This is a genomic window from Vulcanisaeta sp. JCM 16159 (assembly GCF_001316265.1).
GTDB lineage: Archaea > Thermoproteota > Thermoprotei > Thermoproteales > Thermocladiaceae > Vulcanisaeta.
Genome location: NZ_BBDN01000011.1, coordinates 28,864 through 42,533 on the forward strand (window position 1 = coordinate 28,864; position 13,670 = coordinate 42,533).

The following is a 13,670-nucleotide window of genomic DNA, read 5'->3' on the forward strand; positions in this document are numbered from 1 at the left end:
CATTGAAGGACCCATGCCTATAATTCCCAGCACCCTTCACATAATTAACCACATCAACCAGCAAGTCGACAACACCTAATCACCCACTCATCGCTAATCACGAAGAAATATTGACGGCGGGCCCAGTCAGGACTCGAACCCAAGATTTTCACATGGGTCATACCTTGGTTTCGGCTCAGGAGTTTATTGCTATGTATGTCCTAACACTTGTTATTACGGCCACCGTGGTTATTTAGCCAGTTAATGGGCCGCGGATACCCCTGCCCAGCGTATTCAATGAACCGAGGTTGATTGGGATGGGTACGGTTAAGGCAGTGGCATCGATGATCGCCAGCGCCAGACATGACCGAGGTTAAGAAAAAGCGATGAGCACAGGCCGAGACTACGCATGAATGCGGGTTAGTAATCAAGCGAATCTAAAACCAAACAAAAACAGGCAAAGGGGGCTAGGAAGAACACAAGCACACCAAAAGCGCAAGCAAATGCCAACAAAGCCCCATTGAGTAGTCTGAGAGCCATCGTAATCATTAACATCCCAACTTAGGTTCACCCCAGGGCAGACAGACTCATAAAACCCGGGAAAACAACCCCCTAGCCGGGGCAGATTAATGAGCAATTTCTGGAGTAGGTACCTACACCCAAGGCTTGTGAATACAATTAAGGAGTTTGGTTACCTAGAGCCAACGCCAGTCCAGGAGAGGGCCATACCCAGGGTGCTCGGCGGCGCCAATGTCCTAATCACCGCGCCCACGGGAAGCGGCAAGACCGAGGCAGCCATGTTCCCAATAATGAGCAAGATACTGAGCGGGGGCTCGACTGGGGGTGTCGCGGCGATTTACATAACGCCCGCGAGGGCGCTCAATAGGGACGTGAACGTTAGGCTCAGGGAGATAGCCAATAGGCTGGGTATAACCACGGCAGTTAGGCACGGCGACACACCGGAGAGTGAGCGTAGGAGGCAGGTTAGGGAGCCACCCACGATACTCATAACCACGCCGGAGACACTCCAGGTTATCCTGGTGATGAGGAGTATGAGGAGGGCGCTCAGGAATGTTAGGTGGGTGGTGGTTGATGAACTCCATGAGTTGATGAATGACGAGAGGGGCGCCCAACTATCCATAGCCCTGGAGAGGCTCGTGAACATAGCCGGTGAGTACCAGAGGATTGGGCTCTCCGCGACCATTGGAAACACCGAACTAGCCAGCCAGTTCCTAGCAGGTGTGGGTAGGAGGGTGGAGGTGGTGAGTGTGGACGTGAGTAGGGAGATGGAGATAAGCGTGGAGTACCCAGAGGCCTCCGAGGAGGACGTGGGCTTGGCTGAGGAGTTGAACACAATGCCAGAAACAGCCGCGAGGCTCAGGAGGATAGCCGAGATAGTTGGTGCTCACAGGGCAACCCTGGTCTTCACGAACACGAGGGACGAGGCAGAACTACTGGGGCATAGGCTCGGTAGGGTGTTCAGCGACAACGCCGTGGGCGTCTACCACGGATCACTGGACAAGGAGGAGAGGGAGGGCCTTGAGGAGGGCCTGAGGAGTGGTAGAGTTAGGACCGTGGTCACCACGTCGAGCCTCGAGCTGGGAATAGACATTGGGCACGTAGACGCCGTAATACAGTACTCAAGCCCGAGGCAAGTCGCAAAGCTAATCCAGAGGGTCGGCAGGAGCGGGCATAGGCTTGGTAGGAGGGCCGTTGGTTACGTAATTGCCAGGGACACCGACGACTACCTCGAATCCCTCGTAATCGCCAGGAAAGCCCTAAACAACGAGTTGGAGAGGGAGGTTGAGTACCACGAGAAGGCCCTCGACGTGCTCCACCACCAGGTCGCAGGCATGGTGATTGAAGCCAAGATAGAGGGCAGGGCATTGACTGTGGGTGATATCTTGGGCACAGTGAGGAGGGCACACCCATACAGGGAATTAACGCCTGAGGAGCTCATGGAAGTCCTGAGGTTCATGGAGGGAAACAAGCTCGTCAGGGTCAACGAGGACGGAACAATAACCCCAAGGAGGGGACTCCACAGGTACTACTTCGAGAGCATCTCCATGATACCAGACCAAAAACACTACAGGGCAAGGGACATGATCACGAACAAGGCAATAGGCGAGCTAGACGAGGAGTTTGTGGAAACCACGGAACCGGGCACACAGATAATACTAGCGGGCAGGCCCTGGAAGATAGTGAGTATTGACCGCGGGAAGGGCGAGGTAATACTCGAACCACTGAACCAAATCCTAAACGCAGTACCCACCTGGATCGGCGAGGAAATACCAGTACCAACCGAGGTAGCCCAGGAAGTATGCAGGCTAAGGGAGGAATTAATAAACGCCATAGCCAACGGCGCAGGCCCAGCCACGGCATTGGCAAAATACCCAACGAGGGAGATCCCCAACCCACTCATCGAGGAACTGAGGCAACAGGCGGGTACGGAGGTCACGGAATTCACCAACGCAGTAATCATCGAGTGGAGGGGTAGGGACGCCGTGATCCACGCATGCCTAGGCACCAAGGGAAACCAGGCACTGGCCCTATACCTAGCCAGGCACATTGGGCAGAGGTATAGGGTCGCCGTGACCTACGTCACAGACCCATACAGGGTACTCATAACAACACCAATAAGCATACCACCCCAGGCAATAACCGAGACCCTAAACCAAAGCCCGGACTACGTGGAGGGGGAGTTGAGGGAGGCCATAAGGGGCACCAGGCTGTATAAGTACAGGTTCATACACGTAGCAAGGAGGTTCGGGGTACTGCCGAGGGAGTCCGTGGATGTGAACATCGAGAGGCTAGCCACCGCCCTCAGGGACACCGTGGTGGATAGGGAGGTCATTAGGGAGATACTCACCGAAAAGGTGGACTCAACACCCCTCAGGCAATTGGTGAGCAGTGTCAGGGAGGGGAGAATAACGGTTAGGGTCGTTAAGGTCGAACAATACACGCCAATAGCCCAGCACATAATAAACCAAGCGGGCAAATACGACACGGCAATCCAGGGAATACCAACAACCACAATCCTACAACTACTAAAGAAAAGAATCGAGGAAAGGGAAGTAACACTACTATGCCTAAACTGCGGGTGGCACACAACAACCAAGGTCAAGTACATACCAGAACAAATCAAATGCCCAAGATGCGGAATGAGACAAATAGCCGTACTAAAGTACGGGGAAGACCCACGAAGAACCTACGAAATAGCCAGGAAAGCCAGGAGAAAACAAAGACTAACAAGGGAGGAACAGGAAAAATGGCAAGAACTAACACAAACAGCCTAGCAGTCCTACAATACGGCAAAAAAAGCCATAACAGCCCTGGCAGCACACGGAGTAGGACCAACAACAGCAATAAGAAAAATCCTACCAAAAGCCAAAACAGAACAAGAACTCTACCAACAAATCCTAGAAGCAGAACGACAATACCAACGAACAAAACCCTTCTGGAACGAATAAGTAATACCAAAAACCACGGAGAAAAAGCTTATAAAACACAAAAACAAGGATACCTCCGCACAATGAGTCCCCAACCAAACCACCCGGGAACAGCCCGGGCGGAAGGTTGGGATGATCCAACCCCAACCACACCCAAACCCAACCCCCGAACAAACCCCATCCCCAAGAAACCGGTTGATCCTGCCGGACCCGACCGCTATCGGGGTGGGGCTAAGCCATGCGAGTCGTACGCCCGGGGACCGCCGGGCGTGGCGCACGGCTCAGTAACACGTGCCTAACCTACCCTCGGGAGGGGGACAACCCCGGGAAACTGGGGCCAATCCCCCATAGGGGAAGGGTGCTGGAAGGCCCCTTCCCCGAAAGGGATCACGGTCGATCTACCGTGATCGCCCGAGGATGGGGGCACGGCCCATCATGGTAGTTGGCGGGGTAACGGCCCGCCAAGCCGAAGACGGGTGGGGGCCGTGAGAGCGGGAGCCCCGAGATGGGCACTGAGACAAGGGCCCAGGCCCTACGGGGTGCAGCAGGCGCGAAAACTCCGCAATGCGGGAAACCGTGACGGGGCCACCCCGAGTGCGCCCGAAGAGGGCGGCTTTTGCCCGGTGCAAAAAGCCGGGCGAATAAGCGGGGGGCAAGTCTGGTGTCAGCCGCCGCGGTAATACCAGCCCCGCGAGTGGTCGGGGTGCTTACTGGGCCTAAAGCGCCCGTAGCCGGCCCGGTAAGTCGTCCCTGAAATCCACGGGCTCAACCCGTGGGCCGGGGGCGATACTACCGGGCTTGGGGGCGGGAGAGGCCGAGGGTACTCCCGGGGTAGGGGCGAAATCCGATAATCCCGGGAGGACCACCAGTGGCGAAGGCGCTCGGCTGGAACGCGCCCGACGGTGAGGGGCGAAAGCTGGGGGAGCAAAGGGGATTAGATACCCCTGTAGTCCCAGCTGTAAACTATGCGGGCTAGCTGTTGGGCGGGCTTAGAGCCCGCCCAGTGGCGGAGGGAAGCCGTTAAGCCCGCCGCCTGGGGAGTACGGCCGCAAGGCTGAAACTTAAAGGAATTGGCGGGGGGGCACCACAAGGGGTGAAGCTTGCGGCTTAATTGGAGTCAACGCCGGAAACCTTACCCGGGGCGACAGCAGGATGATGGCCAGGCTAACGACCTTGCCGGACGAGCTGAGAGGAGGTGCATGGCCGTCGTCAGCTCGTGCCGTGAGGTGTCCGGTTAAGTCCGGCAACGAGCGAGACCCCCACCCTAGTTGCTACCCGGTCCTTCGGGACCGGGGGCACACTAGGGGGACTGCCGGCGTAAGCCGGAGGAAGGAGGGGGCCACGGCAGGTCAGTATGCCCCGAAACCCCGGGGCTGCACGCGAGCTGCAATGGCGGGGACAGCGGGATCCGACCCCGAAAGGGGGAGGCAATCCCGTAAACCCCGCCCCAGTAGGGATCGAGGGCTGCAACTCGCCCTCGTGAACGTGGAATCCCTAGTAACCGCGTGTCACCAACGCGCGGTGAATACGTCCCTGCCCCTTGCACACACCGCCCGTCGCGCCACCCGAGGGAGCCCCCAACGAGGCCTCTTCTCTCCAGGGTAACCCCTGGGGAGGGGAGGACGAGTTGGGGGCTCCCGAGGGGGGCGAAGTCGTAACAAGGTGGCCGTAGGGGAACCTGCGGCCGGATCACCTCCTCTGGGGATGGGGTGTTCAAAGGGGGTTGGGTGGTACCCACCCTGACCAAACCACCACCCGCACCAGCAAGCCGCCCGGTGGATGGCTCGGCTCGGGCGCCGAGGAAGGGCGTGGCAAGCTGCGATAAGCCGGGGTAGGCGCAGGCAGCCTTTGAACCCGGGATTCCCGAATGGGGCCTCCTGCCCGGGCCGAATAGGCCTGGGCGCTCCGGGGTTTTCCTCGGAGCGGGAACCCCCCGAACGGAAACATCTTAGTAGGGGGAGGAAGGGAAACCAACAGGGACCCCCTGAGTAGGGGCGACCGAAAGGGGGTTAGCCCAAACCAAATCCCCGCGGGATAACCGTGGGGAGATGTGGGGTTGAGGGCCTGGGTACCGCCGGGGCGGCCTAGCCGAAGTGGGCTGGAAAGCCCCGCCGTAGAGGGTGATAGCCCCGTAGGCTAAAGGCCGCCTGGCGGAGTCCCGGCGTCCCGGAGTACCACGCCTTGGTTTTGGCGTGGGAAGCAGGGGGCCACTGGCCCCCAAGGCTAAGCACGTCCCGAGACCGATAGCGCACTAGTACCGTGAGGGAAAGCTGAAAAGAACCCCGAAAGGGAGTGAAAAGAGCCTGAAACCGGGCGGCTAAAGGAGGGGCGGCCCGAAAGGGTGCCCTTCCCCGAAGGAAACCGGGGTGAACCCGGGAGTACGAGGGGGAGGGTCCAGGGTCGCCCCTTCCGTCTAGAAACACGGGCCGGGGAGTTCCCGCCCGTGGCGAGCCTAAGGGGGTTAAGCCCCGAAGGCGTAGGGAAACCGAAAAGCCCGTAGCGGGGGCGACCCCGTGAGGGGCTGGGTCTTAATGGGCCCGTAGTCACGGGCGGGAGACCCGAAACCGGGCGATCTAGCCTGGGCAGGGTGAAGCGGGGCGAAAGCCCCGTGGAGGCCCGAAAGGGTTCTGATGTGCAATTCGTTCCCATGACCTGGGGCTAGGGGCAAAAGACCAACCAAGCCCGGTGATAGCTGGTTCCCCCCGAAGCGGGTCCCAGCCCGGCCTCCCTGGAGGAAGCCCACGGGGTAGAGCACTGATCGGGGATGCAGGGGCCGAAAGGCCCCGGTCCCCGGTCAAACTCCGAACCCGTGGGCTCCGAAGAAGGGGGGAGGCGGGTTCCTCGGGGTAAGCCTGAGGGCCGAGAGGGAAACAACCCAGACCGGGGTTAAGGCCCCTAAGTGCGGGCTAAGTGTCAACCTAGAAGGGTGTCCCCCGCCCAAGACAGCGGGGCCGTGGGCCTAGAAGCAGCCATCGGCTAAGAAGTGGGTAACACCTTACCCGCTGAGGCGGGGGGCCCCGAAGATGTCTAGGGACTCAAGCCCGCCGCCGAGACCCCGGCCCGCGGACCGTTGGTCCGCGTGGGGTAGGGGGGCGCGGCCATGGGGCGGAAGTCGGGCCGTGAGGTCCGGTGGACCCGTGGCCGATGCAGATCCCGGTGGTAGTAGCAGCGAAGAGGGGTGGGAACCCCCTCCGCCGGAAAGGACAAGGGTTCCATGGCAACGACAATCAGCCATGGGTTAGCCGGTCCTAAGGCGGGGCCTAATTGGTACCCGCCGAAAGGGAAACGGGTTAATATTCCCGTGCCGTGGGGGTAGGCCTCGCGGCAACGCAGGCCCCATCTCCGACGCTCGGGATAGGGTGGGCGGGGGAATACCCCGCTTAACCGCTGAAGGCCGGGGAGTGCCGTAATGGCGAGAACCGGCTGAAGGCGGGAATAGCCGGGCCTTGAGCCCGGTCCACCTGACTCCCGGGGCCCATGAAAAGGGGGTGGGGAGCGAGCCCCCACGACCGTACCGAGAACCGACACAGGTGTTCCTGGGTGAGAAGCCCAAGGCGGCTCGGGTGACCCCGGGCCAGGGAACTCGGCAAATTGGCCTGTAACTTCGGGAGAAGGGGTGCCCGCGGCTCTGGTGGTTACCACTGGAGCCGTGGGTCGCAGTGACAAGGGGGACCTGACTGTTTAACAAAAACATAGGTCCCCGCTAGCCCGTAAGGGTGTGTACGGGGGCTGAATCCTGGCCACTGGCGGTACGTGAAACCCGGGTTCAACCGGGCGAAGCGCCGCTGAAGGCCGGGGGTAACTCTGACCCTCTTAAGGTAGCCAAATGCCTTGCCGGGTAAGTTCCGGCGTGCATGAATGGATCAACGAGGTCCCCACTGTCCCGGCCCGGGGCCCGGCGAACCCACCTCCGGGTGCAGAGTCCTGGGACCCCCGACGGGGCGAGAAGACCCTGTGGAGCTTTACTGCAGCCCGTCGTTGGGGTGCGGGAGGGGGTGCATAGTGTAGGTGGGAGCGATGAAGCGCGGTCTCCGGGCCGCGCGGATGCGCCAATGAAACACCACCCACTTCCTCCCGCACCCCTAACCCCGGGTAGCACCCGGGGGACAGCGGCGGGTGGGCAGTTCGGCTGGGGCGGCACACCCCTGAAAGGATATCAGGGGTGCCCAAAGCTCGGCTCAGGCGGGTCAGAACTCCGCCGTAGAGGGTAAGGCCAAATGCCGGGCTGACTGCGCCTTGAACGCAAGGGGCGCAGGGGGGAAACCCGGGCCTAGCGAACGCTCGTGCCCCCACCAGTGGGGGCCGGGCATGACAGAAAAGTTACCCCAGGAGTAACCGGCTCGTCGCGGGTGAGAGTTCCCATCGACCCCGCGGTTTGGTACCCAGACGTCGTCTCTTCCCATCCTGGGGGTGCAGCAGCCCCCAAGGGTGGGGCTGCCCGCCCATTAAAGGGGAACGTGAGATGGGTTCAGACCGTCGTGAGACAGGTCGGACTCTACCTGTCGGGGGTGCTGGCCGCCTGAGGGGAAGGTGCCCTCAGTACGAGAGGAACGGGGCGCCGCGGCCTCTAGTCTACCGGTTGCCTACAGGGCAGAGCCGGGCAGCCACGCCGTAGGGGATAACCGCTGAAGGCATCTAAGCGGGAAGCCCTCCCCGAAAAGAGGCGGCCGCTCGGTGCCCGGTGGGGAAACCCGCCGGGTGCCGGGTGAGGGTCCCCGTAGAAGACGGGGTTGATGGGGTGGGGGTGTAACCCCCGAGGGTTTTCCCGAGGGGGGAGCCCGCCACTCCCAATTGCCCCAGGTGCGGGTGGTGGGGTCTAATGGGTGGGTGCCTGGGTGTGGTTGGGGTTGGGTTGTTCTTTCATGGTTTTGCATATCCGGTGTTGCTTATACCGTTATGGCTAACTCAGTGGTTAGGTTCTTGTTGCGTTCATTAATAAAGTATCCATTTTGTTCAATGCAAGGGTAGTAAATAATCAGGTGTTGGGGGTGACGGGTTAGTTGTTTGTTGGTGGTTTGGGGTAATGCTTAAAGTTGGTTGTTCTTTCTTGTGGTTATGCCTAATCCGTACTTGTATGTTGTGGTTGTTTTGGTTGTGGTTCTTGTGGTTGTTGGTGTTTACCTTGGTATGCTTGTTGGTGGTGAGGCTTCGAAGGTTTCGGCGTTGCAGGGTGAGGTTAATTCGCTGAGGATTAACTGCACGGAATTAAAGGGTCAGTACGTGGTGTTGCAAGCGAACTACTCGGCACTGCAGTCGCAGTATAATCAACTTGTGGTTAATTATACGAGTTTGAGGGGTGAGTATGAGGAGTTGAGGGGTTTCGTGGGTTCATTACTCGGTGGGCAGTTGATTCTTTGGAGTAGTGTGCCTGGCTATCCAAGGCTAGTGAATGACCAGTTGCAGGTTACGCCCAATGAGCCTAATACGATGGGTATAATAGCAATCCCCATCAGGGTGTACCGTGGCCTTGTGAATTTAACGATTGATGGCTTCAACGATGAGGTTGTTGGTAATGACACGGCAATACTCGTAGTAATAGCCCCATACGGACCACTAACATTAACACCCCAGTCAATAAGCCTAGGCAATCAGTCGATCCAGGCATTAATGCCGAGTAACGTGGTATATTACGCAGTGTATCACGTTTTTCTTAGCAACTTAATATCCGGCGGCGTTAGTTGGAATAACATAAGTTGCAGTGCGGCATCCTCATCCTCCTACTACCCAATAACCCTAGTAATTAAGTCCCCAACCACCGCACCCGCACTTGGGATGGGCTGTGGTGCCGGTTATGCAACGGGGTCGGAAATCCTGTTAGGTAATGGAATTTATTGGTTAGTTATTGAGTTTATCAATGGTCCTGGCTCGTACATAGGTGATAATTACATAGTGAGTATTAACTATGAGACTGGTGGTTGGTCAATGACGTTAACACCAATGGGAATAACAAGTGGGTAATGAGCAAAATATTAATGGGGTAAGTCAATAAAGCTTGAGGTGCACGTCAAACTCCGTTTCCCAGTAACCGCAATACCTGTAGGTATTGGTACGTGCAATTCCACGATTCGTGAGGTCGCTTAATGGCCTTAATTAGTCCCTAAGGCGCGTCTAAATGGCTTGTGTAGTGAATTACGCTCTCTCAGGTGCGTGGTTGGGTTGTCCTGTGGCTTTGTGGTGTTGAGTACGAGTGTTGGTAACGTGATAGTACCACTACTGCCGGGCTATGAGTGGTGGCAGGGCTGATGATTAAGCTTTATGATTAATTAAATTAAATAGGAATTGAACTTGATTTCAATTACTATAGCTTCCTCGCGATTTTAATTTACTTTATTGTGGTTCCTAAGTCTGATTTTACTGTGTTTAATTTGTGTCTTTATTGGTGTTGGTGGGTGGTGCTTATTGGTTGTTGATTTTCTTTGAGTGGTTTTAGGGGTGTTGTTTGTGATGCTGAAGTTTTAAATGGGGGTTCTGTGGTGTGGGGTTGATGGTTGTGGGTTTGAGGGTGGGATGGTTTTTGGTGACTGTGGTGGTTGTTGCTGTTGTGGCTTCTTTGTTTGTTGTTAAGTTCTTTATTACGAGGTCTGTGGGTTTGCCCACCCCGTCCCTAGCGAGGTTTCCTATGGTTATCTTCTTTGTTATGGTGATTATGTGGTTATTCCCGGCGACACCATGGTCATACTCTACTTCCATCTGCGTGGTTCTGCGGAGTTAATGGCGTTGGTGTTTCTAGGGAGAGGATTCTCGTTGTTGGTGGTAGTAGGGATGGGACCCTGATCGGATTACAATTCCTCGGAATGGCCGCCATGGCAATATACATGAAGAGAATGGAGTATAGGCTCAGGAAGGCCATTGAATCATTGCGTAGGGATTGATGCTTGGGCCGTAGGTCCTGTTAATTAGTACGTGTATCCTGGACTATGTGTTAAGGCTATTACCTGGCTTGAGAAGTGTCTTGATGATTCCTCGGGAGATATCCTTATAACTGCTGGGTCTTCAGTTACTGCTGGGTCTGCAGTGCTCTTTGACCTGCACCCGAAGGAGGTTCGGGATGAGCTTTTTGGTAGGGATGAGGAGGTTGAGTATGTTAAGAGACAGGTTAGGGCTGGTAATTGGGTTGTCATTAGTGGTCAGCGTGGTATTGGTAAGACCAGCCTATTGAAGGTTGTACTTAATGAGTTATCCAGGGATGGATTTAGGGCAATCTACGTCAATGCGAGGGGCATCACAACGCTTAGGGATTTGCTTGCGATATTAATTAATGAGATCAATAAATCACGCGTAAGGCTTAGGCTTACCGTCTCGCTGAACTTCATCATTGGCTCGGCGGGTATCACCCTAAGTAGGGGTTCCAGGGTATTCAATGGCTTGTTGGAACTCCTGTTATCAATCGATGAGGATACCGTGATTGGGATTGATGAGGTTCAGGAGTTGAGTAGGGTCAGTGGTCAATTCCTAAAGATACTCGGCAACGTATTCGCGAGTAATCCGAGGGTCTCCTTCGTGTTCACCGGGTCGTACGTGGGCCTCGTTAAGGCATTACTAAGGCCGAGCCCCGAGTCACCACTGTACGGCAGGCCGCCGGTGGAGGTTAGGCTTAGGTCGTTTAGTGATGAATTGTCCAGGGAATTCCTAAGGAGGGGATTTAATGAGTTGGGTATTCAATTCCACGCCTTTGACACCGTCATCAATAGGCTTGATGGCGTGATTGGTTGGTTAACACTCTTCGGTAATTACCATGGGGTTAGGGGCTTGGGCATAGAGGATTCGCTGAGGGAGACGGTTAATGAGGGCGTTAAGATAATGATCAGCGAGCTTGAGCACTTCCTAGAGGATAAGGCGAACAAGGCGCTCTACCTGGCCATACTATCGGCATTGAGATTCGTGAATAGGTGGAAGGATATTAAGTTCGCAGTAACGGCAAGGCTCGGTAGGGAGTTCGGCGATAGAGAGTTTGTAAATGCGCTAAATGCCTTAATTAATTATAACTTCGTTGAGAGGGTCAGGGAGGGCGAGTATAGGCTAATTGACCCAATGCTTAGGGAGGTCGATTACGATGAATTAATTAGGAAGTACTCACGAACGAGCGAACCGCAGCGCTAGGTAGTGCGTGGATAAGGCCGTATTAGGCGGTAAGGATTTGTGCGCATTTACCCTTATTAGTAATAATTAACGGCGGGTTTTATGTAACGAATAATCTGAAGCACGGAATCCAATCGCCAAAATTAAGTTACCGGCATTACGGCAAATCACTAAGTATTTAAGGGCTAACTCAATTAATAAGTTGCGAATACTGAAGCCCCTTGAGAGGCCTTTGCCTAAGCCAACTACTGAGGATTACATTAATGCCAAGTTGTTTGAGTCACTCGTTGAGGCTGGTTTGGCTTTGTGGTTTCTCAACGAGGGTCTCGTTAGGAATGCGGCTGGTAAGGCCTTCCAGGCCTGGAGGGCTTTTCTTGCCGCCTTACTGAGACTTGAGTTAAACAAACTATTACAGGTAGCTAGGGATGATGAGGAGAGGAATTGGCTTGCTAATAGGGCTGTACCGAGGATTCCAACCACGAGGATGGTCAAGCTATCACAGATGCTCGAGGAGGTTGGTCACTACGGAATATCTGCATGGACTGCGGTAACCCTAGAACTGCATGATTATCAATACAATGGGCCGGACCAGACATGGCAATGAGCAAGTACAGGGATAGGCAGAAAGCAGCAACAACCGTAATAAAGCTGATGGGGGAGTTAGTGAACAGAAGAGAACCTAAAGCAGAGGATAAGGCAGAGTGACGTACTTGAGAGTAGCTTAAGGCATTGAGGGAGGGTTTAGTGGGTGGTTCGTGATTGTGCTTAGCCGTTGGTTTCTGCCTCGTTATTTGGTTATTGGGTAACGCTTTTATAGGTCCTTTTCCCGGCTTTACCGTGGTTGAGGTTAGGAAGTTGACGGTTACCAAGGCGCCTGTTGACCCGCGTGAGTTGGGTGTTGATGCCCTGCCCTACGTTGGTGTTATTGGTGGTAGTGGGCTTTATGAGGCTGGCTTCTTCAGTGAGTACTTTGAGGTTCAGCTTCACACGCCCTATGGCCTGCCCAGTGATAACGTCGTGATTGGTAGGGTTGGTAATGAGTGGGTTGCCTTCCTGCCCAGGCATGGCCGTGGGCATAGGTACCCGCCGCATAAGATTCCGTATAGGCCAATGCCTGGGCCCTGTGGGCCCTTGGTGTTAAGGCCGTGATTAGTGTCAGTGCCGTGGGTAGTCTTAGGCAGGACTTCGCGCCCGGTGACTTCGTGATTCCTGACCAGTTCTTTGATGCGACGAAGGGTAGGGAGTACACGTTCTTTGACGGTCCTAGGACCTGCCACATACAGATTGGCCTTGAGCCTTTAACCAAGTCATTAATCAATTGCTCTATGAGGAGGCTAGTAGGTTAATAGGACTCACCTCGGTGGTTGTTACGTGTGTATTGAGGGCCCGAGGTTCAGCACAAAGGCTGAGTCCAGGGTTTGGAGGGATGTCTATGGCTGCGACATTATCGGTATGACGCTCGTGCCCGAGATAAACCTGGTGCGTGAGTTGGGCATGTGCTACTCATTACTCGCCCTGGTGACCGACTACGACATTTGGGTCCCGCACCAACCCGTGACTGCGGAGCTTGTGGAGAGGGTCATGAGTGAGAAGCTGGAGCTTGCCCGTAAGGTCCTCCTAAACGTGATACCCAGGATACCCAGGGACGTGCACGTCAAGTGTGAGGAGGCGTTGAGGAACGCCTGTGTCTAGTGTTTGGTGATTGAACCCAGTTACCGCCTTCTGGGGTTGGGTTTTGTAATTCGTAGGGTTAACCTTGGTTGTTAGCTTGAGTTTGTTGGGCACTTGCGTATTTTGGAGAAACGCATTTATAGTCCCTACCAAGGATACTTACGACTAGCGCCCATGGTTGTTAGGCAATTCGGTGGTAAGTTCCCCGTCACCTCCCTGGATGAGTTGGAGGCCTTGTTTAGGGCTTCGAGTGTTGAGTTGGGTAGGAGGTTTGGGGCTAGGAGGGTTGGTGATAAGTACCTACTGCCCATTCAGGCGGTTCCCTGGTTCACCCTGGTTGACCTTGGCCGTGAGTACCCAGTAAACGACTTGGTTGTTAGAGCGTTGCCATTGAGGGACCCATTGACAAGCCTTGGTTCGACCTGGTCCTCGGGTTCCTGGTCGGTGACTACGTGATTGGGGTCTCACTGGTTGGGCGTAGGGCCGTGGGCT

General features: G+C 55.7%; 6 protein-coding genes, 2 rRNA genes and 2 pseudogenes. 8 read left to right on the top strand and 2 right to left on the bottom strand.

The window, feature by feature from the left end; genetic code table 11:
- Window positions 1-608 precede the first annotated feature (608 nt).
- The 4 genes from JCM16159_RS10555 to JCM16159_RS10570 all read left to right on the top strand — a co-directional run bounded on the left by JCM16159_RS10555 (window position 609) and on the right by JCM16159_RS10570 (window position 9,386).
- Window positions 609-3,275, top strand: a complete 2,667-nt coding sequence (locus JCM16159_RS10555; RefSeq protein WP_243666651.1) for a DEAD/DEAH box helicase — start codon at window positions 609-611, stop codon at window positions 3,273-3,275.
- A 341-nt stretch (window positions 3,276-3,616) separates the two neighbouring features.
- Window positions 3,617-5,126 (top strand): 16S ribosomal RNA (locus JCM16159_RS10560).
- 52 nt (window positions 5,127-5,178) lie between these two features.
- Window positions 5,179-8,239 (top strand): 23S ribosomal RNA (locus tag JCM16159_RS10565).
- The 16S and 23S rRNA genes sit together here, the layout of an rRNA operon.
- A 244-nt stretch (window positions 8,240-8,483) precedes the next feature.
- The gene (locus JCM16159_RS10570) at window positions 8,484-9,386 is read left to right on the top strand and encodes a hypothetical protein (protein ID WP_054857799.1); all 903 of its coding nucleotides are present in this window, start codon (window positions 8,484-8,486) and stop codon (window positions 9,384-9,386) included.
- A gap of 468 nt (window positions 9,387-9,854) precedes the next feature.
- Here the strand turns inward: JCM16159_RS10570 and JCM16159_RS10575 are convergent, their stop codons facing one another.
- Both JCM16159_RS10575 and JCM16159_RS17135 read right to left on the bottom strand, forming a co-directional pair.
- Window positions 9,855-10,118, bottom strand: a complete 264-nt coding sequence (locus JCM16159_RS10575; RefSeq protein WP_054857800.1) for a hypothetical protein — start codon at window positions 10,116-10,118, stop codon at window positions 9,855-9,857.
- Window positions 10,102-10,278 (bottom strand): pyruvoyl-dependent arginine decarboxylase, encoded by a 177-nt coding sequence (locus tag JCM16159_RS17135; RefSeq protein WP_243666652.1) that lies wholly within the window; start codon window positions 10,276-10,278, stop codon window positions 10,102-10,104. Before JCM16159_RS17135 ends, JCM16159_RS10575 begins: the two co-directional genes overlap by 17 nt.
- Before the next feature lie 164 nt (window positions 10,279-10,442).
- Here JCM16159_RS17135 and JCM16159_RS10580 point away from each other — a divergent pair, with 164 nt between their 5' ends.
- The 4 genes and pseudogenes from JCM16159_RS10580 to JCM16159_RS17150 all read left to right on the top strand — a co-directional run bounded on the left by JCM16159_RS10580 (window position 10,443) and on the right by JCM16159_RS17150 (window position 13,634).
- Window positions 10,443-11,528 (top strand): ATP-binding protein, encoded by a 1,086-nt coding sequence (locus JCM16159_RS10580; RefSeq protein WP_054857801.1) that lies wholly within the window; start codon window positions 10,443-10,445, stop codon window positions 11,526-11,528.
- Window positions 11,529-11,718: 190 nt separating this feature from the next.
- Window positions 11,719-12,212, top strand: a pseudogene (locus tag JCM16159_RS10585) (PaREP1 family protein).
- A 150-nt stretch (window positions 12,213-12,362) separates the two neighbouring features.
- Window positions 12,363-13,199 (top strand): annotated as a pseudogene (locus JCM16159_RS19390) (S-methyl-5'-thioadenosine phosphorylase).
- A 93-nt stretch (window positions 13,200-13,292) separates the two neighbouring features.
- Window positions 13,293-13,634, top strand: a complete 342-nt coding sequence (locus JCM16159_RS17150; protein ID WP_243666655.1) for a hypothetical protein — start codon at window positions 13,293-13,295, stop codon at window positions 13,632-13,634.
- The last annotated feature ends 36 nt before the right edge of the window (window positions 13,635-13,670 follow it).